This window comes from Kineococcus anabasis (assembly GCF_054590795.1).
In genome coordinates this window covers 53,520-71,354 of the sequence record NZ_BAAIHU010000001.1, presented here as the reverse complement: position 1 = coordinate 71,354, position 17,835 = coordinate 53,520, and the positions used below count along the sequence as shown (strand labels likewise).

General features: G+C 76.8%; 19 protein-coding genes. 4 read left to right on the top strand and 15 right to left on the bottom strand.

Going from position 1 to position 17,835, the window contains the following annotated elements; genetic code table 11:
* Positions 1 to 63 precede the first annotated feature (63 nt).
* Positions 64 to 1,170 carry a permease gene (locus tag ACYQBY_RS00305; RefSeq protein WP_459641818.1) on the top strand — a complete coding sequence of 369 codons (1,107 nt, stop codon included), beginning with the start codon at positions 64 to 66 and terminating at the stop codon, positions 1,168 to 1,170.
* A gap of 40 nt (positions 1,171 to 1,210) precedes the next feature.
* Positions 1,211 to 2,317, top strand: a complete 1,107-nt coding sequence (locus ACYQBY_RS00300; protein WP_459641817.1) for a DNA glycosylase AlkZ-like family protein — start codon at positions 1,211 to 1,213, stop codon at positions 2,315 to 2,317.
* A 6-nt stretch (positions 2,318 to 2,323) separates the two neighbouring features.
* On the opposite strand, the gene ACYQBY_RS00295 is transcribed toward ACYQBY_RS00300, so the two are convergent.
* From ACYQBY_RS00295 to gcvP, 6 genes are all read right to left on the bottom strand, one after another.
* Positions 2,324 to 3,802 (bottom strand): cryptochrome/photolyase family protein, encoded by a 1,479-nt coding sequence (locus tag ACYQBY_RS00295; RefSeq protein WP_459642421.1) that lies wholly within the window; start codon positions 3,800 to 3,802, stop codon positions 2,324 to 2,326.
* Positions 3,803 to 3,873: 71 nt separating this feature from the next.
* Positions 3,874 to 4,110 (bottom strand): DUF6458 family protein, encoded by a 237-nt coding sequence (locus ACYQBY_RS00290; RefSeq protein WP_459641816.1) that lies wholly within the window; start codon positions 4,108 to 4,110, stop codon positions 3,874 to 3,876.
* 102 nt (positions 4,111 to 4,212) lie between these two features.
* Positions 4,213 to 4,626 (bottom strand): hypothetical protein, encoded by a 414-nt coding sequence (locus ACYQBY_RS00285; RefSeq protein ID WP_459641815.1) that lies wholly within the window; start codon positions 4,624 to 4,626, stop codon positions 4,213 to 4,215.
* Positions 4,627 to 4,918: 292 nt separating this feature from the next.
* Positions 4,919 to 6,031: an SPFH domain-containing protein gene (locus ACYQBY_RS00280; protein ID WP_459641814.1), complete on the bottom strand. Its 1,113-nt coding sequence runs from the start codon at positions 6,029 to 6,031 to the stop codon at positions 4,919 to 4,921.
* The gene (locus ACYQBY_RS00275) at positions 6,031 to 6,549 is read right to left on the bottom strand and encodes an NfeD family protein (RefSeq protein WP_459641813.1); all 519 of its coding nucleotides are present in this window, start codon (positions 6,547 to 6,549) and stop codon (positions 6,031 to 6,033) included. The genes ACYQBY_RS00280 and ACYQBY_RS00275 overlap by 1 nt, the downstream gene beginning before the upstream one ends.
* A gap of 93 nt (positions 6,550 to 6,642) precedes the next feature.
* Entirely contained in the window at positions 6,643 to 9,645 is a 3,003-nt protein-coding gene (gcvP, locus tag ACYQBY_RS00270) for an aminomethyl-transferring glycine dehydrogenase (RefSeq protein WP_459641812.1), read from the bottom strand.
* 312 nt (positions 9,646 to 9,957) lie between these two features.
* On the opposite strand from gcvP, the gene ACYQBY_RS00265 reads away from it, so the two are divergent.
* A complete protein-coding gene (locus ACYQBY_RS00265; RefSeq protein ID WP_459641811.1) occupies positions 9,958 to 10,722 on the top strand; it encodes a ParA family protein in 765 nt (254 codons plus the stop codon).
* Between the two features lie 129 nt (positions 10,723 to 10,851).
* Complete coding sequence (locus tag ACYQBY_RS00260) at positions 10,852 to 11,514, top strand: hypothetical protein (RefSeq protein WP_459641810.1); 663 nt, start codon at positions 10,852 to 10,854, stop codon at positions 11,512 to 11,514.
* Between the two features lie 55 nt (positions 11,515 to 11,569).
* On the opposite strand, the gene ACYQBY_RS00255 is transcribed toward ACYQBY_RS00260, so the two are convergent.
* From ACYQBY_RS00255 to ACYQBY_RS00215, 9 genes are all read right to left on the bottom strand, one after another.
* On the bottom strand, positions 11,570 to 12,193 hold the full coding sequence (locus ACYQBY_RS00255; RefSeq protein WP_459641809.1) for a MerR family transcriptional regulator: 624 nt from the start codon (positions 12,191 to 12,193) through the stop codon (positions 11,570 to 11,572).
* Between the two features lie 294 nt (positions 12,194 to 12,487).
* Positions 12,488 to 12,991 (bottom strand): bifunctional nuclease family protein, encoded by a 504-nt coding sequence (locus ACYQBY_RS00250; RefSeq protein WP_459641808.1) that lies wholly within the window; start codon positions 12,989 to 12,991, stop codon positions 12,488 to 12,490.
* 56 nt (positions 12,992 to 13,047) lie between these two features.
* The gene (gene ftsR / locus ACYQBY_RS00245; RefSeq protein ID WP_459642420.1) at positions 13,048 to 13,749 is read right to left on the bottom strand and encodes a transcriptional regulator FtsR; all 702 of its coding nucleotides are present in this window, start codon (positions 13,747 to 13,749) and stop codon (positions 13,048 to 13,050) included.
* An 86-nt stretch (positions 13,750 to 13,835) separates the two neighbouring features.
* Positions 13,836 to 14,357, bottom strand: coding sequence for an FHA domain-containing protein (locus tag ACYQBY_RS00240; RefSeq protein WP_459641807.1), 522 nt, complete (start codon positions 14,355 to 14,357; stop codon positions 13,836 to 13,838).
* 166 nt (positions 14,358 to 14,523) lie between these two features.
* On the bottom strand, positions 14,524 to 14,910 hold the full coding sequence (gene gcvH, locus ACYQBY_RS00235; RefSeq protein WP_459641806.1) for a glycine cleavage system protein GcvH: 387 nt from the start codon (positions 14,908 to 14,910) through the stop codon (positions 14,524 to 14,526).
* Positions 14,911 to 15,039: 129 nt separating this feature from the next.
* Positions 15,040 to 15,873: a DUF881 domain-containing protein gene (locus ACYQBY_RS00230; protein ID WP_459641805.1), complete on the bottom strand. Its 834-nt coding sequence runs from the start codon at positions 15,871 to 15,873 to the stop codon at positions 15,040 to 15,042.
* Between the two features lie 13 nt (positions 15,874 to 15,886).
* Complete coding sequence (locus tag ACYQBY_RS00225) at positions 15,887 to 16,219, bottom strand: small basic family protein (protein WP_459641804.1); 333 nt, start codon at positions 16,217 to 16,219, stop codon at positions 15,887 to 15,889.
* Positions 16,216 to 17,178, bottom strand: coding sequence for a DUF881 domain-containing protein (locus ACYQBY_RS00220; protein WP_459641803.1), 963 nt, complete (start codon positions 17,176 to 17,178; stop codon positions 16,216 to 16,218). The genes ACYQBY_RS00225 and ACYQBY_RS00220 overlap by 4 nt, the downstream gene beginning before the upstream one ends.
* Complete coding sequence (locus ACYQBY_RS00215) at positions 17,175 to 17,810, bottom strand: CDP-alcohol phosphatidyltransferase family protein (RefSeq protein WP_459641802.1); 636 nt, start codon at positions 17,808 to 17,810, stop codon at positions 17,175 to 17,177. Before ACYQBY_RS00215 ends, ACYQBY_RS00220 begins: the two co-directional genes overlap by 4 nt.
* Positions 17,811 to 17,835: the final 25 nt, after the last annotated feature.

Sequence of the window (17,835 nt, the reverse complement as noted above, 5' to 3'; positions counted from 1 at the left end):
GCCGGTTAGCGTGACCGCGCCCGCCGCGCACCGCGGAGGCCGCCGAGCACCGGGAGCGCCGGGATGAGCACCGCAGCACCCTCGCCCACCACGACCGCCAGCCGCCGCCCCGCCCTGGCGGGGCTGCTCGTCTTCGCGGTGCTGGCCGCGGCGCTGCTGCTGTGGTCCAAGTGGGACCCCTACGCCCGGCGCACCCTCGAACTGGGCGGCACCCACACCTGGGCCGGGTCCTCCGTGCTGGACGCCGCAGGGGTGCGGCCCGGCGCGGCCCCGAGCCTGGGCGCGGGGTGGGCGTTCACCCTCGCCTACTCCACCGCCGTGTGGAAGGCCGTCCTCACCGGCCTGGTGATCTCCGCGGCGGTGCAGACGCTGGTGCCGAGACGCTGGCTGCTGTCGGTGATGGCGCGGCGAACCCCGACCGGCTCGGCCGTGGCCGGCGGGCTGCTGTCCACGCCGTCGATGATGTGCACCTGCTGCACCGCGCCCGTGGCCAACGCCCTGCGCCGCAGCGGCGTGCCGACCGCCGGGGTGGTGGCGTACTGGCTGGGCAACCCGCTGCTGAACCCCGCGGTGCTGGTGTTCCTGCTCCTGGTGGCGCCGTGGCAGTGGGCCGCCACCCGCCTCCTCGTCGGCGCGCTCGTCGTCGTCGGCGGCGCGGTGCTCGTCGCCCGGCTCACCACCGCGCGCCTGGCACCGGAGGCGGCCGCCGCGGTGGGCGCGGCGACGCCCGCCGTGGACGCCGCCGCGCCCGGCGACGAGGAACTGCGCACGGCACCGTCGCGCTTCGCGCGCACCCTGGCCCGCACCGCCCTCGTCGTGGTGCCGGAGTACCTGCTCGTCGTCTTCGCGGTGGGCTGCCTGGCGGGCTGGCTGTTCCCGCTCGGGGAGTCCGCGCGCTCCTTCGGCGCGCTGGCGCTGCTGGCGGCCCTCGTCCTGGGCACCCTGCTCGTCATCCCCACCGCCGGGGAGATCCCGCTGGCGCAGGGCCTGGCCGCGGCCGGGGCCGGCGGGGCCGTCGTCGGGGCGCTGCTCATCGTGCTGCCCGCCCTCAGCCTGCCCTCCATGGTGATGGTGGGGCGGGCCCTGACGTGGCGGGTGACGCTGCTGTCCGCGGCGGTCGTCGTGGCCGGCGGGGCGCTCGCCGCAGGCGTCCTCGTGCTGCTGAGCTGATCCTCGACGCGCCGGGCGTGGCTCGGGCACCCTGCCTCCCGTGAGCGCACCACCGGCCGTGGACCGCGCACGGGTCCTGGCGCACCGCCTGCACGTGCAGGAACTGCACCGCCCCGCGCCCGTCGCCGCGCGGGGCCTCGCCGTGACCGGCCTCGGCGTGCCGGACGTGCCGCACGGCTCCGCGCGCCTCGCCCTGGCGGTGCGCGGCGCCGCACCCGGCGACGAGGAGGGGCTGACGCTGGTGTGGGCGGCGCGGGGCGCCCCGCACCTGCACCGCACCGAGGAACTGCCCGCCGCGGCTGCGGCCCTCTGGCCGCTGTCGGACGCCGACGCGGGGGTGCGGATCCGCAGCGGGCAGACCCCGGACGCACCCGCCCTCGGGCTGGAGGGGTTCCGCGCCACCGCCGAGGCCTTCCGGGAGGTGGTGACCCGGCGGATGCCCAAGGGCGAGGTCAGCGCCGCCGTCACCGCCCGGGTGCCCGCGGAGCTCAGCTACGACTGCCGCTCCTGCGCGGCGCACCACGTCTCCGGCACCGTGTTCCAGTCAGCCGCCCTCGCCGGTCGGGTGGGCCTGCACCGCGAGGGGCAGGGCACGGAACTCCAGCCGCTGGACGGGGTCCCCGCCGTGCCGCAGGCGGCGGAGGGCACCGCGGAGCTGGTGCGCGCGTACCTGCACCTGCACGGCCCCGCCACCGCGAAGGAGGCCGCCTCCTGGCTCGGCACCACCCAGGCGCACCTGCGCGCGGTCTGGCCGCGGGACCTGGCGACGGTGCTCGTCGACGGGCGGCGGGCGCAGCTGCCCGCGGAGCACCTCGACGCCCTGCTCTGCGCGCCGTCGCCGCGCGGGGTGGTGCGGCTGCTGCCCCCCGGCGACCCGTGGCTCCAGAGCCGGGACCGCGAGCTCGTCCTGCCCGACGCCGCCGCCCGCAAGGAGGTTTGGCGGGTCATCGGCAACCCCGGGGTGCTGCTGGTGGACGGGGAGGTCGCCGGCACGTGGCGGCCCAGGGCGTCGGGGCGGCGCGTGGAGCTGACCTTGACCCCGCTGGCCCCCCTACCGCGGCGGGTGCTCCGGGCCGTCGAGGCGGAACTGCCGCTCGTGGCCGCCGCCCGGGGTGCGCAGGAGGGCCGCCTCGTCCTGGCGGGCTGATCCGGCTCAGGGTGGCTCCGCGCCGCGCTCGGCCTCCTGCCGCAGCAGCGGCCCGAGGTCCGGCAGCCGCTCCAGCCCGCGCACCGCCTGCCGCGTGCGCGGGTTCTCCGCCAGCCGCTCCCGGTGGCGGTGCAGGAACGCCCAGTACCCCGCCGTGTACGGGCACGCGTCGGGCCCCACCCGCACCGAGGGGTCGTAGCGGCAGCCCCCGCAGAAGTCGCTCATCCGGTCGATGTACGCCCCGCCGGTGGTGTACGGCTTCGTCGCCGTGGTGCCGCCGTCGGCGTGCTGGGAGATCCCCACGACGTTCGTCGTCATCACCCACTCGTAGCCGTCCACGAAGCAGCGGCGGAACCAGTCCGACACCGCCGCCGGGTCGTAGCCGCGCTGCAGCGCCCACCCGCCCAGCACCATCAGGCGCGGGATGTGGTGCACCCAGCCCTGCTCGCGGACCTGCCGCAGCACCGAGCCCAGGCAGTTCGCCTCCACCTGCCCGTGCGGGTCCAGCTCCGCGAACCACGCGGGCAGCGGCTCGTGCGCGCCCAGCTCGTTGGCGTCGCGGAACCCCTCCCCCAGGTGCCAGTACAGGTGCCACACGTAGGAGCGCCACCCCACCACCTGCCGCACGAAACCCTCCAGCGACGGCAGACGGCTGACGTGGGCGCGGCCGAACTCCTCCGCGCGCCGCGCCACCTCCAGCGGGTCCAGCAGGCCCAGGTTCAGCGGCGCCGACAGCAGCGAGTGCGCCATCCACGGGTCCCCCGAGAGCATGGCGTCCTCGTGCGCGCCGAACGCCTCCAGCCGGTGCTCCAGGAAGTGCTCCAGCGCCGCCAGCGCCTCGGCGCGGGTCACGGCAAAACGGCGCGGGCCGTCCTCGCCGGGGAACACCGCGCCGTGGTCGCGCTCCAGGCGGTCCAGGTCCTCGCGCACCTGCGCGTCGACGTCGTCCTCCTGCGGCCACCACGGCTCGGGCACGCCCAGGCGCTCCCGCCGCGGGGGCGGCTCGCGGTTGTCCTCGTCGTAGTTCCAGCGCCCGCCGACCGGTCCGCCCCGGCCGTCCAGCAGCAGCCCGTGCAGGCGGCGCACGTCGCGGGCGAAGTCCTCCAGCAGCAGCCGCCGCCCCCCGCGCCCGGCGGCCCAGCGCGCGAACTGCGCCTCGGAGACGACGAAACCCCGCGAGGCCAGGACCTCCACGCCCGGCAGCTCCCGCACCAGGCGGCGGGCGCCCCAGGACGTCGGGTCGCACACGCTCACCGGTGCGTCCGGGCCGACGCCGGCCTCGGCGAGCGCCCCGGTGTAGGTGCCCGCCCGCACGAGCTGCACCTCGCCGCCCGGCTCCGCCGCCCGGTGCCGCAGCGCCGACAGCACCAGGTGCGCCTTGCGCCGGTGGACCCGCGTGCGGCGCAGCGCCGCGAGCGACTCCACCAGCAGCACCGGCTGGTCGGGCCGGTCCAGGAAGTGCGGGCCGAGCTGGTCGGCGAACAGCCAGCGGCGCGTGCCGGGCGAGCGGTCCGGGAGGTCGTGCGCGGGCCCGGCCGGGCCCGCCGTCTCCTCGCTCAGACGTCGTCGACGGTCGTGCGGCGCACCCCGTGGGGGGTGGGCTCGGTGTAGGAGCTGCTGACGCGCCGGCGGCGCGGGGCGAAGAACGCGATCTCCAGCACCAGGCCGAGCACCCCCACGATCATGAGGATCCAGCCGACCGTGGACAGGTCGATGCCGCTGATGTCGAGCGTCACCGCGAACGCGAGGATCGCGCCGATGGCGATGAGGACGATGGCCGAACCGAGCCGCACGGGTGCCTCCTGGTGTCGTCGGGCGTGATCACGTCGTCTCCAGCGTGGCGCAGCGCGGGCGCCCGCGCGCGCCGGGACGCGCCGGACGGGTGAGCGGGGGCGTCAGCGGGTGGCGGCGGTGATCCTGCGCTCGAGGTCGGCCGCCAGCGCCCGCGAGGCCTCCGCCACGTCGCCGTGCCCCTCCAGCGAGGTCGCCGTCGGGGTGGCGCGGGCGCGGCGGGCGACGTCCTCGTTGAGGGCGGCCAGCAGGCGCCAGTCGTCCGCCTGCGCCAGGGGGCTGCCGGCCAGGCGCGCCAGCATGTGCACCGCCACCAGCGGGTCCAGGCGCGTCTCCTGCTCGGCCGCGGCCCGCTCCGCGACCCACGTCACGCGGTCCCACCACTGGTCGCGGGCCGTCTCGCGCGCCCGCTGCCGCCCCGCCGAGCGCGCCACGAGCGCGGCGATGACCGCGGCCAGGACGGCACCCGCGCCACCGAAACCGGAGGAGAGGACGAACTGCGACAGCCAGGAGCCCATTCGCCCACCCTGCCGTGCCCGTGCGACAGCACGGGGCGCACCCCCGCTCCCGCCCGTCTCCGGGTTCCGGCGGGCACGAGGGGCGTCACTCCCGCCCGTCTCCGGATTTCGGCGGGCCGAGGGGCCCGCTCCCGCCGATCTCCGGGTTCCGGCGGGCACAAGGGGGCCCGCTCCCGCCGATCTCCGGGTTCCGGCGGGGACAAGGGGGCCCGCTCCCGCCCGTCTCCGGATTTCGGCGGGCACGGGCGGCCCCGGCGGCGCCGGAACCCGGGGACGGGCGGGCCTCAAGGCGTCAGCGGATCGCCTGCGTCTGCGGGCCCTCCTCCGGCCGGGGCGCCGGCGCGCCGCCCGAGGCGGTGCGCTGGGCGCGGTCGGCGGCGCGGGTGGCACCCGCGGCCTCCGCCTTGGCCCGCTGGAGGGCCGCGGCGGGGTCCTCCAGCACGGGGACCTCGAAGCCCGGCGCGGTCTCGGCCGCGGCGGCGCGCACCGGCGGGCGCGAGGCCCCGTCCTGCTCGCCGCCCGCAGCGGCGCCGTGGGCGGCGAACATGGAGCCGAAACCCTTCAGCGCGTCGTTCAGCTCGCTCGGCACGATCCACAGCTTGTTCGCGTCGCCCTTGGCGATCTGCGGCAGCATCTGCAGGTACTGGTACGCCAGGAGCTTGGGGTCGGGGTCGCCGCGGTGGATCGCGTCGAACACCTGCCCGATGGCGCGGGCCTCACCCTGCGCCCGCAGGATCGCCGCCTGCGCCTGGCCCTCCGCCCGCAGGATCGAGGACTGCTTCTCGCCCTCGGCGGTGAGGATCTGCGACTGCTTCAGGCCCTCGGCGTTGAGGATCGCGGCGCGCCGGTCCCGCTCGGCGCGCATCTGCTTCTCCATCGAGTCCTGCACGCTGTGCGGCGGGTCGATCGCCTTCAGCTCCACCCGGTTGACGCGGATGCCCCAGCGGCCGGTGGCGTCGTCGAGCACCCCGCGAAGCTGCGCGTTGATGTTGTCGCGGCTGGTGAGGGTCTGCTCCAGGTCCAGGGAGCCGATGACGTTGCGCAGGGTCGTGACGGTGAGCTGCTCGATGCCCTGGATGTAGTTGGCGATCTCGTACGTCGCGGCCTTGGGGTCGGTCGGCTGGTAGTAGATGACCGTGTCGATGCTCACGACGAGGTTGTCGGAGGTGATGACGGGCTGCGGGGGGAAGGAGACGACCTGCTCGCGCAGGTCCACCACCGCGCGCGGCTTGTCGATGAACGGCACCAGGATGTTCAGCCCCGCGTCCAGCGTGCGGGAGTAGCGGCCCAGGCGCTCCACGATGACCGCGGAGGCCTGCGGCACGATCCGGATCGTCTTGGCGATGGCGGCCACCACCAGGACGACCAGCAGGATCAGGATGACCAGGCCGGCGACGTCGGGCATCAGTTCTCCTCCGGCTTTCTCGGTGGTGCCGGACGGACGTCCGGCACCGCGGGGGGTGGCACGGGGGGTGCCGGGCCGACGACGGCCGTGGCGCCGTCGATGGCGGTGACCACGAGGTCCCGCCCGGCGGGGAACACCGCGCCCGTCGCCGAGCGCGCCGACCACGTCTCCCCGGCGAGCTTCACCAGCCCGCCGCCCGGGCCGACCTCCGCCACGACGACGGCGGTGCGGCCGACCAGGGCGGCGGTCCCGGTGGTGCCCACCTGCGGCATCCGCAGCCGCCGCAGCAGCATCGGGCGCGCCGTCGCGGCCAGCAGGACCGCCGCGGCCAGCGCCACGGCCACCTGCCCGGCCACGGGCGCACCCAGGCCCGCCGCGGCCGCACCCGCCAGCGCGCCCCCGGCCAGCATGAGGAACACCAGGTCCAGGCTGACGAGCTCGAGGATCCCCAGCACGAGGGCGAGGGCGACCCACACCAGCCACGGCTGCTCCCGCAGCGCATCCAGCCAGTTCCCCACCTCGGCCCCTCCTCCCGCGTGCGTGAGGCGATCCTAGGCACAGCCGATCACGGTGGGTGCGGTACACGGCACGAAAGGGCGCCGGCCCGCGGCTCACCCCTCCGCGAGGTCCTCCAGCGGCGGGCAGGAGCACACGAGCTGCCGGTCCCCGGCCGCCCCGTCGATGCGCCGCACCGGCGGCCAGTACTTGCGGCGCGGGTCCGCCCCCGCCGGGTAGACCGCCTCGGCGCGGGAGTAGGGGTGGTCCCACTCCCCCACCAGCGACGCCGCCGTGTGCGGGGCGTGGCGCAGCGGGCTGTCCGCCACCGCCCAGCGGCCCCGCTCCACGTCGCGGATCTCCTCGCGGATGGCGAGCATGGCGTCGCAGAAGCGGTCCAGCTCGGCGAGGTCCTCGCTCTCGGTGGGCTCGACCATGAGGGTGCCCGCGACGGGGAACGACATGGTCGGGGCGTGGAAGCCGTGGTCGACGAGGCGCTTGGCGACGTCCTCGACGCCCACGCCCGTCTCCTTCGTGATGGCCCGCAGGTCGAGGATGCACTCGTGGGCGACGAGCCCGCCCGGACCGGCGTAGAGCACGGGGTAGGCCTCGCGCAGGCGCGCGGCGACGTGGTTGGCGGAGAGGATCGCCTGCTCGGTGGCCTCCCGCAGCCCGTCGGCGCCCATGAGGCGGATGTACGCCCAGGAGATGGGCAGGATGCCCGCCGAGCCCCACGGCGCGGCGGAGACGGGACCGACACCGGCGCGGGCGCTCTCCTCGTCGAGGGTGGTGGCGGGCAGGTAGGGGGCGAGGTGGGCGCGCACCGCCACCGGCCCCACGCCCGGGCCGCCGCCGCCGTGCGGGATGCAGAACGTCTTGTGCAGGTTCAGGTGCGAGACGTCCGCGCCGAAGCGGCCCGGCCGGGCCACGCCGACCAGGGCGTTGAGGTTGGCCCCGTCGACGTACACCTGCCCGCCCGCCTCGTGCACGATGCCGCACAGCTCGGCGACGGACTCCTCGAACACCCCGTGCGTCGACGGGTAGGTGATCATGATGGCGGCGAGGGTGTCCCGGTGGGCGTCCACCTTGGCGCGCAGGTCCGCCATGTCCACGTTGCCGTTCTCGTCGCAGGCCACCACCACGACCCGCAGTCCCGCCATGACGGCGCTGGCGGCGTTCGTGCCGTGCGCGGAGGACGGGATGAGGCACACCGTGCGGGCCTCGTCGCCCCTGGCGCGGTGGTGCGCGCGGATCGCCAGCAGCCCCGCGAACTCCCCCTGCGAGCCCGCGTTGGGCTGCAGCGACACCGCGTCGTAGCCGGTGACCTGCGCCAGCCAGCGCTCCAGGTCCGCCACGACCTGCGCGGTCCCGGCGAGCTGGTCGGCGGGGGCGTAGGGGTGCAGGTCCGCGAACTCCGGCCAGGACACCGGCTCCAGGGCCGTCGTCGGGTTCAGCTTCATCGTGCAGGAGCCCAGCGGGATCGCGCCCCGGTCGAGGGCGTAGTCGGCGTCGGACAGCCGCCGCAGGTAGCGCAGCATCGCCGTCTCCGAGCGGTGCCGGGAGAACACCGGGTGCGTCAGGAACCCCGACGTGCGCCGCAGCGCGCCGGGCAGGGCGTCGGGCCCGTCGAGGACGGCCGGCACCTCGATGCCGAAGCCGGCCAGGGCCGCCGCCGCGTGCTCCGGCTCCGTCGCCTCGTCGCAGGTGATGCCGACGGTGTCGGCGTCCACCCGGCGCAGGTTGACGCCCGCGGCGAGCGCCCGGGCCACCACCTCGTCCGCGCGGCCGGGCACCCGGGCGGTGACGGTGTCGAAGAACTCCGCGTGCACCACCTCCACGCCGTGCGCGCGCAGCGCCGCGGCCAGGCCGGCGGCGGTCGAGGCCACGCGGGCGGCGATGGCCCGCAGCCCCTCCGGTCCGTGCCAGACGGCGTACATCCCCGCCATCACGGCCAGCAGCACCTGCGCGGTGCAGATGTTGCTGGTCGCCTTCTCCCGGCGGATGTGCTGCTCGCGGGTCTGCAGGGCCAGGCGGTAGGCGGGTGCGCCGTCGGCGTCCCTGGAGACCCCGACGAGGCGGCCGGGCAGGGAGCGGGCCAGGCCGGAGCGCACCGCCATGTAGGCGGCGTGCGGGCCGCCGGCGTACATGGGCACGCCGAAGCGCTGGCTGGAGCCGACCGCCACGTCCACGCCGATCTCCCCCGGCGGGCGCAGCAGGGTCAGGGCGAGCAGGTCGGCGGCGGCGGTGACGAGCGCGCCGCGCTCGTGGGCCGCCCGCACGAGGGCGGCGTGGTCGCGGACGGCGCCGCTGGTGCCGGGGTACTGCACGAGCAGGCCGAACAGCCCGCGCCCGCCCACCGCGGCGAGGGGGTCGGGGGCGTCGGGGTCCACGACGACGAGGTCGATGCCGAGGGGCACGGCGCGGGTGCGCAGCACCGCGAGTGTCTGCGGCAGGACGTCGGCGTCCACGGCGAACACCGCGCCCGCGGGGGCCCTGGAGACCCGGCGCGCCAGGGTCATGGCCTCCGCCGCGGCGGTGGCCTCGTCCAGCAGCGAGGCGCCCGCGACGTCGAGGCCGGTGAGGTCGGCCACGGCCGTCTGGAAGTTCAGCAGCGCCTCCAGCCGGCCCTGGGAGATCTCCGGCTGGTACGGGGTGTACGCGGTGTACCAGGCGGGGTTCTCCAGCACGTTGCGCCGGATGACCGGCGGGGTGCGGGTGCCGTGGTACCCGGCGCCGATGAGGGAGGGCACGACGCGGTTGCGCGCGGCGATCCGCCGCAGCTCGCGGGTGACGGCGTGCTCCTCGGCGGCGGGGGGCAGGTCCGGGCCGGCCCCGGCGCGCACGTCGTCGCGGATGCCCGCGGGCACGGCCCGCTCGACGAGGTCGGCGAGGGAGGAGACGCCGACGGCGGCGAGCATCCGGTTCCGCTCGGCGGGGCGGGGCCCGAGGTGGCGGTCGGCGAAGCGGGTCGCGGCGGGCGGCAGGTGCGGGACCGCGTAGCCGGGGTCCGCCCCCGCGCCGGGAGCGCTCGCGCCGGGAGCGCTCGCGCCGGGAGCGCTCGTACCGGGAGCGCTCGTGCCAGGAGTGCTCGTGTCGGGGGTCGCGTCGGTGGTCGTCATGGAGGTCTCCGTCGTCCGGGCGGCCCGGCGCGGCGCGCCGGGAGGACCTCCCCGTCTGTCACGGCCGGCACGGCACCGGGCGCTCCAGAGCGGCCTGCCCGCGCGGTCCGGGCGCCTGAGAGGTTCCGGGGAGGGTTGCCCCTTCGGCGCCCCGCTCGACCCGCCGCCGGTCCGTGCTGCGCCGCGCGCAGCCCGCGATCCGGGGCGGAGGACGTCGGCGGGGACTCTCCCGCGCGGGGTGGACGGCCGCCGAAAGGGTAACCGACGCCCGCTCTGCGCTCCCGGTGGCGCGGGGGCCACTACGGTGTGCCGGTGATCGTCCTCAGCGTCTGCAGCCTCAAGGGGGGCGTCGGCAAGACCACCGTCACCCTCGGTCTGGCGGCCGCTGCTCTCCGCCGCGGGGTGCCCACGCTGGTGGCCGACCTGGACCCGCAGGCGGACGCCACGAGCGGGCTGGACGTCACCGCACGGCGCAAGGGTGACCTCGCCACCGTGCTCGCCAGCCCCAAGCGCAAGGTCGTGGACGACGCGGTCGCGCCCAGCGGGTGGGCACAGGACCACCCCGGTCAGCTCGACGTCCTCATCGGCTCCGCCGGCTCGGCCCTGCGCGACGATCCCACGGCGGCCGGGCGGGAGCTGACGGTGCTGGCCAAGGCCCTGCGCAAGACACCCGAGCACGAGCTGGTCCTGCTGGACTGCCCGCCGTCGCTGGGCGCCCTGACCCGTTCGGCGTGGGCCGGCAGCGACGCCGTGCTCGTGGTCTCCGACGCCGGGCGCTTCGCCGTGGCCGCGGTGGAGCGCACCCTGCGCGAGCTCGCCGCCCAGGACGACGCGGGCGCCCCGCTGGGCGTGCTCGTCAACCGCTACCTCCCGCGCTCGCCCGAGCAGCGGTTCCGCTACGAGGAGCTGCGTGCCCTGGTCGGGGACCTGCTGCTGGAGCCGGTGCCCGAGCGCGCCGCGGTGCAGCAGGCGCAGGGCGCCGGGGTCCCGCTGCACGCGGTGCGCACCGCCGGCGCACGGGAGCTGTGCGCCACGTTCGACGCCCTGCTGGAGCGGGTGCTGACCACGCGGGCCTGAGGTCCGGCCAGGGGACGGTGCGGCACGTGGCGGCGCCGGTGCGCCGTGGCCTACCGTGGACGAAGCTGCTTACACAGAGTGATGACATTTCGGATCGGAGGGTCGCTGAGCGACATCGAAGGAGGCCGCATGAGCAGCCGGAGCACCACCGGGAGCACCCGGGACACCGGGCAGCTGTCACAGACCGTGCAGGAGGTCGGGCACGAGGAGGCGCAGCGGGCCGGGCACGACGAGGCCGCGGAGGTCCTGCGGCACGTCGCCGACCTGTACGCCCAGTGGGCCCGCGTCGGCGCGGACATCGCCACCCGGCTGCGGCCGGGCGCCGACGACGCCCAGCTGGCCGCGGCGCAGGCCACCCTCGGTGCGCCGCTGCCCCCCGGGGCGCGCGCGTGGTTCCGCGCCCTCGACGGCGTCGAGCCCGTGCGCACGCGCTACCGCAGCTGGACCCCGAGCATCGGCCCCGGCGGGTGGGTGCCCCTCTCCCTCGACGCCGCGGTGCGCCGCGTGCGTGAGCGCGAGCCCGCGGACCACGGGCGCCGCCTGCCCCTCTTCGGCCGCGACGAGCAGGTCCTCGCGGTCCGGCTGGGAACGGCCGAGAGCATCGTCGACCTGCTCGTCCTCGACGATCCAGGCGCACCCTTCGGCGTCGCCTGGTCCGTGCACCTGACCACGCTGCTGGAGACGTGGGCCAACGCACTGCTCGCGAGCGTCATCTGGCTGCCCGACGCCCGCGACTGGGTCGTGGACCCGTTCTCCGCGCGCACCGTGCGCAACGGCCACCTGCTGGACTAGGACCCCCACCGGGGGGACCTGCCCCGGGAGGACCCGGGGGGCACCGGCGTCCGGCTCAGCCTGCCTCGCGGGCCCGGCGACGGCGGCTCAGCTCGTCGTGGTGGGCGATCGGCACCTCGGGGACCCGGTCGGCGGGACGCTCGGTGGGCAGCGCGGCCAGGGTGCCCTCGATCTCCCGCCACACCCGCCCCACGGCGATCCCGAACACACCCTGCCCGCCCTGGACCAGGTCGATGACCTCGTCCGGGGAGGTGCACTCGTAGACGCTCGCGCCGTCGCTCATCAGGGTGATCCGCGCCAGGTCCTCCACACCCCGCTCGCGCAGGTGCTCCACGGCGGTGCGGATCTGCTGGAGGGAGACGCCGGTGTCGAGCAGCCGCTTGACGACCTTCATCACGAGCACGTCGCGGAAGCTGTAGAGGCGCTGCGAGCCGGACCCGGCGGCGGAGCGCACGCTCGGCGCGACCAGACCCGTCCGCGCCCAGTAGTCGAGCTGGCGGTAGGTGATGCCGGCGACCCGGCAGGCGGTGGGCCCGCGGTAGCCGACCTCGGCGTCGAGGCCCGGCACCGACCCGTGGACGACGGCGTCCGCCTGCCCGGGGCGCGACCCGTCGGGACGCTGGGCCTGACCCGCACCCACCGCCCGCGGTCCCGCTGTCACGTCGCCGCCACTGCTCACGCCGGCCTCCTCGTCATCGCCACCACCGACCGGCTGCCGCCGACGCGGCCAGGTGCCACGCCTCCCGCGCGCATCCCTCCCCGGGACACTCGTGCCAGGACTCCGCTGGTAACGCTTCTGCACAGACGTTAGGGGTGAGTCAAGGGGTCGTCAACGACAACCGCCTGCGACACGCGGGGTGTCGTGGAAAGTTCGGCCCGCCGTCACCAGCGGCCGCCGGCAGCCGTCCGACGGTGCCCGTGCGCGCACCGACCGCGCCGGGCACGGGACCCGTCGCGGCTGCCCGCACCGTGCTCAGCGCCCCGGCGGCCCGGCACCCGGCTCGTCCGGCTCGCCCGCCTCGAAGTCCTCGGGGCTGATGTGGTCGAGGAACTCGCGGAACTTCTCCACCTCGTCCTCGTCCTCGTCCGGCACCGGCACGCCGCCGGCCTCCAGGACCTCCTCGGCACCCACGATCGGGCAGCCCACGCGCAGCGCCAGCGCGATCGCGTCGGAGGAGCGGGAGCTGACCTTCAGGTCCCCGTCGAAGACCAGCTCGGCGTAGTAGACGTTGTCCTGCATGGCCACGATCCGCACCTCCTGCAGGGTGCGGCCCAGGGCCGTGATCACGTCGCGGAGCAGGTCGTGGGTGAGCGGGCGCGGTGGCACCACGCCCTGCTGGGCGAAGGCGATCGCACTCGCCTCCGGCGCCCCGATCCAGATCGGCAGGTAGCGGTCCCCGCCCCGCTCCCGCAACAGCACGATGGGGTTGTTGGAGGGCATCTCCACCCGGACCCCGATGACGTCGAGCTCACGCACCCCGCCACGTTACCCCCGCCGCCCCGTCCCGCGCCGAGCCGGGCGGGCGCGCCGCCTCAGGTGGTCAGCCGCTGCAGGCCCCCGGCGACCAGGGCGGTGTGCAGCCGCACGCACAGGGCGGCGATCTCGCGCGCCACCTCCCCCGCCCGGTCGGGGTCGGCCTGGCGCTGGCGCTGCAGGGGCGCGACGACCTGCTCGACCAGGGCGAGCTCGCGGTCGGCGGCCGTGCGGAAGGGGCGCAGGTGCCGCGCCTCGATCCCGAACGCCGACAGCTGCGCCGCCGCCCGCACGATCTCCAGCGCCTCCCCGTCGAACCAGGGCCCGCCCGGGGCGGCCGTGACCACGCCGTACGTCTCCAGCGCCTCCAGCAGCCCCTCGTCGGCGCCGGAGTCGTGCAGCAGCTCCCGGCGGGTCAGGCGCAGCCGCGCCGCGCGCCCGCCGAACCGCTCGGCCCCGGGTGCCTCCTCCTCCGCGGCGGCCTGGGGGACGGTGGGCGCCGTGCCCGGCAGGCGCGGCGGGTCGAACCCGCGGTCCAGCGCCTCCAGGTGCTCGCGGATCACCTTCAGCGGCAGGTAGTGGTCCCGCTGCGCGCCCAGCACGTAGCGCAGGCGCTCCACGTCCGCCCCGGAGAACTTGCGGTACCCGGCGGGCGTGCGCTCCGGCTCGACGAGACCCTGCTCCTCCAGGAAGCGGATCTTGGAGATGGTGACGTCGGGGAACTCCCCCGACAGCTGCGCCATGACCTCCCCGATGGTCATGGCGCGCCGCGAGCCGCCGGAGCGGGCGGGCGCGGGCCCCGGACGGTCGGCGGCACCGCTCACCGCAGCGCTCCCGCCGGCACCGCTCAGCGCCCGGACCCGCCGGCGGGCGGGTCGTCGGAACGCCTGCTCGCGTGGAAGACCATCCGGAACTTGCCGATCTGGACCTCGTCGCCCGTGCGCAGCACCTTCTCGTCGATGCGCTCGCGGTCCACGTAGGTGCCGTTGAGGCTGCCGACGTCCCGCACCCGGAAGGTCCGGGTGTCCCCCGTCTCGTCCCCGCGGACGAACTCCGCGTGCTTGCGGGAGACCGTGACGTCGTCGAGGAAGATGTCGCTGCTCGGGTGCCGGCCCGCGGACGTGCGGGGCGCGTCGAGCAGGAAGCGGGCCCCGGTGTTCGGGCCCCGGCGCACGATCAGCAGCGCCGAGCCCGGGGGCAGCGCGTCGACGGAGGCCTTCTCGTCCGCGGACAGCCCCGCCTCGCCGTCGTGCGTCTCGACCGGCACCAGGCCGGCGAACGACATGGTCGTCTCGACCTGGCGCTCGGTCCCGGCCGGCGGACGGGCGCCCGGGCCGTGCGGTTCAGCACCGCCACCCTGCGGCGACATGGCACCACCCTCTCGCGACGCTGGCACTGGTGTGACCTGTCGGTGCTCCCCGTGGCACCGCGCGGCGATCACCGGACATCAGACTATCCACGGCACGACCGCCCGCTCCAGCGAGGCCCGGGAGCGGACCCGGCCGGAGCAGCACCCCGGCCGGCACGGTGCCTCCTCAGCCGACGTGGGCGGTGTACGCCTCCGCGTCGAGCAGTCCCTCCACCGCGGAGGCGTCCTGCGGTCGCAGCGTGAACATCCAGCCCTCGCCGTACGGGTCGGAGTTCACCAGGTCCGGGCGCGTCTCCAGGCCCGGGTTGTGCGACAGCACCGTCCCGGACACCGGGGCGGTGACCTCCGAGACGCTCTTGGTGGACTCCACCTCCCCGCAGGAGGAACCGGACTCCACGACCTCGCCCTCGGCGGGCAGGGAGACGTACACGACGTCCCCGAGCGCGGACTGGGCGTAGTCGGTGATGCCGATCGTCAGGGTGCCGTCCTCCAGGACGCGCACCCACTCGTGCTCGCTGGTGTAGCGCAGCTCGGCGGGCACGTCGTGCGGCATGGCGGCTCCCGGGTCACGCGGTGGTCTGGCTGCGCCCTGCACGCTACCCGCCCCGCCGCCGGGCCGCAGCAGGCCCTCCCCCCGCCGCGTGGCGGGACGCGCGGCGCGGCGGGCGCACCCGTCCGGTGCTCAGGGCGCCGGGGCCCGCGGTACCGGGCTCGCCCACCGCAGCGCCGGCGCGTCGGTCACGGCGTCGACGACCACCCGCTCCGCGGTCGTCACCTCGGCGCCGCCCCCGCGCGAGCGCACCGCCTCCAGGACACCGCCCGGGATGTCCAGGGCCGGGGCCAGGGTGTCCGGCTCGCCGATGGCGACGACCTCGTAGGGCGGGCGCACCAGCCGCGAGCCCACCAGGACACCGGCGGGGTCGTCGGTCAGCGCGGTGGAGGCCACCACCCGCGCCGGCCCGATCTGCAGGGCCTCCGCGCCGGCGTCGCGCAGCTCCTGCACGGCGTCCAGCAGCGTGCTGGCCCGCACCGCCGACACGCCGCCCTCCAGCCGCAGCACGATGCCCGGCCCCTCCGCCGGCACGGTGCCGGCGAGCAGCGAGTACGTCTCCAGGCGCTGGCGCGCGGCGCGCTCGGCGGCCTCGGCCCCGCCACCGGCGGTGAGCTCCGAGCGGGTCCGCTCCAGCTGCCGCGCCTCCTCCTCCAGCCGCTCGGCGCGGTCGGAGGTGTCGGAGAGGATGCGCACCAGCTCGCTCTCCCCGAGCTGCTCCAGGCCCTGCGCCTGCGTCTGCCGGACCTGCGCGACCACGGCGAACCCCAGGGCTGCGCACAGCACGCCCGCCAGCAGCTGCCCCCGGCTGGCGCGCGGGCGCGCGGCGCGGGCCAGGCGCGCCCACGGTGGGCGCCGCGTCCGCGGCGGGGCCGCCTCCGGCTGCGGGGCGGGCTCCGGTCCGGGTCCCGGCCGGGCGGCGTCCGCCCCGCCCACGTCCCCGCCCACGTCCCCGGGCCCGCTCACGCGCTCGCCCCGCTCACGCCGACAGCAGGTGCCGCCGGATCGAGGCGACGTTGGAGAAGATGCGCACCCCCAGCACCACCACCACGCCCGTCGAGAGCTGCGCGCCCACCCCGAGCTGGTCGCCCAGGTACACGATGAGCCCGGCGACCACGGCGTTGCTGGCGAAGGACGTGACGAACACGCGGTCGTCGAAGATGCCGTCCAGCACCGCGCGCAGCCCCCCGAAGACCGCGTCCAGCGCCGCGACGACCGCGATGGGCAGGTACGGCTGCAGCGCCGGGGGCACCTCCGGGCGCAGCAGCACACCGGCGACGACGCCCACGAGCAGGCCGAGGGCGGCGATCACGGGCGCTCCTGCCGCGAGGGGTCCACGGGCGGGAACGCTAGCGTCCCGGGCCCCTGCGCCGGGGCGGGGCCCGCCGGGACCGCCAGGCGCAGGTCCACGCTGTCCGCCGCCGGCAGCAGCAGCTCCTCGCGCCCGGCGACGGTGACGCCGATGCCGTAGTTGTCCTGCAGGGCGCTGAGGTAGCTGCCCGCCGGCGAGGCCGCCAGGCGCGTCTGCAGCGCCGTGGGGTCGCCGATCGCGCGCACCTCGTAGGGCGGCACCAGCGGGCGGTAGCCCACCAGGACCGCCGGGCCCGCCGAGCGGATCGCGGCCAGGGCGGTCAGGCGCTGCCCGTCGACCGCGACGGCCTCGGCCCCGGCGGCCCACAGCCCGTTGACGAGGACCTGCAGGTCCCGGTCGACCACGCGGCCCTCCCCCTCGCCGGCGCCCGCCGGGGCCTCACCCGCCTCCGCGCCCAGCGGGGCGGAGGCCGCGTCGGAGAGCACCACCTCCACCCCCGGCCCGCTCACCGCCGCGGCCCCCACGGCCGGGGCGAGCGCGTCGGCGCGGCCGGCGTCCGCGGCGGCCCCGGCACCGGCCACGCGCGACTGCAGCTCCTCGCCGGCGGCTCGCAGGGCGGCGGTGCGGCGGGCCAGCTCGTCGGCCTCGGCGGCGCGCTCGGCGACCCGCGCACGCAGCTCCTCCCGGCCGCGGTCGGCCTCCGGCCGCCCGGCGGCCTCGCGCGCCGCGGTGACCAGCAGGACGCCCAGCAGCGCCGCCAGCACGGCCGAGGTCGCGGCGCGGGCCCGCCGCGCGGCGGGGCGCACCCCTCCGGCGCGGCGGCGGGCGGCGTCGGCGTAGCCCGGGTCCAGCGGGGCGTCCATGAGGCCGTTGAGCAGGCTCATGGAGGCGTCGGGCCCGTCCCAGGGCGCGGCCGGGGTGCGCCCGCCCGCCGGCGCGGGCGGGCGGGCGGGTGTCACCCCGCGCCCCGGGCGGCCCCGCCCGCGACGAGGTCGCGCACCTGCCGCACGTACAGCAGCCCCGCCCACCAGTACAGGCCCGTGCCCCACAGGGCGAAGGCCCAGCCGAAGGAGCCCGCCACCTCCGCCAGCGCCGGCACGGCCTCCCCGAGCAGCAGCAGCGGGAAGGCGTACAGCAGGCAGAAGGTGCCCAGCTTGCCGAGGAAGTGCACCGGCAGGGGACCGTACCCCGCGCGGGTCAGGAACGGCACCGTCGCCGCGAGCACCAGGTCCCGCCCCACCAGGACCGCCACCAGCCACCACGGCACCATCCCCCGGTACGCCAGCCCGAGCAGCGCGGTGAGGATGTAGAGCCGGTCCGCGAAGGGGTCCAGCAGCTGCCCGAGGCGCGTGATCTGCTGCCAGCGGCGCGCCAGGAAGCCGTCGAGCCAGTCGCTGAACCCGCTGACGGCCAGCACCACCAGCGCCCAGCCGTCCTGCTCCCAGGCGATGAGGAAGGCGAAGACCGGCACGAGCAGCAGGCGCAGGAAGCTCAGCACGTTGGGGAGGGTCAGCACCCGGTCGCTGACCAGCCCGGGCCCGGGCAGCGGCACGCCCGCTGCGCCGCGGTGGTCGGCCGCGTCGGCCCCCATCTCCCCCTCCGTCCCCCTCCGCCGC

Excerpts from the sequence above, each read along its gene's own strand:
- ACYQBY_RS00305 (WP_459641818.1), top strand. The coding sequence starts at position 64 with ATGAGCACCGCAGCACCCTCGCCCACCACGACCGCCAGCCGCCGCCCC.
- ACYQBY_RS00285 (WP_459641815.1), bottom strand. The coding sequence starts at position 4,626 with ATGGGCTCCTGGCTGTCGCAGTTCGTCCTCTCCTCCGGTTTCGGTGGC.
- ACYQBY_RS00280 (WP_459641814.1), bottom strand. The coding sequence starts at position 6,031 with ATGCCCGACGTCGCCGGCCTGGTCATCCTGATCCTGCTGGTCGTCCTG.
- gcvP (WP_459641812.1), bottom strand. The coding sequence starts at position 9,645 with ATGACGACCACCGACGCGACCCCCGACACGAGCACTCCTGGCACGAGC.
- ACYQBY_RS00260 (WP_459641810.1), top strand. The coding sequence starts at position 10,852 with ATGAGCAGCCGGAGCACCACCGGGAGCACCCGGGACACCGGGCAGCTG.
- ftsR (WP_459642420.1), bottom strand. The coding sequence starts at position 13,749 with ATGACCATCGGGGAGGTCATGGCGCAGCTGTCGGGGGAGTTCCCCGAC.
- ACYQBY_RS00240 (WP_459641807.1), bottom strand. The coding sequence starts at position 14,357 with ATGTCGCCGCAGGGTGGCGGTGCTGAACCGCACGGCCCGGGCGCCCGT.
- gcvH (WP_459641806.1), bottom strand. The coding sequence starts at position 14,910 with ATGCCGCACGACGTGCCCGCCGAGCTGCGCTACACCAGCGAGCACGAG.
- ACYQBY_RS00215 (WP_459641802.1), bottom strand. The coding sequence starts at position 17,810 with ATGGGGGCCGACGCGGCCGACCACCGCGGCGCAGCGGGCGTGCCGCTG.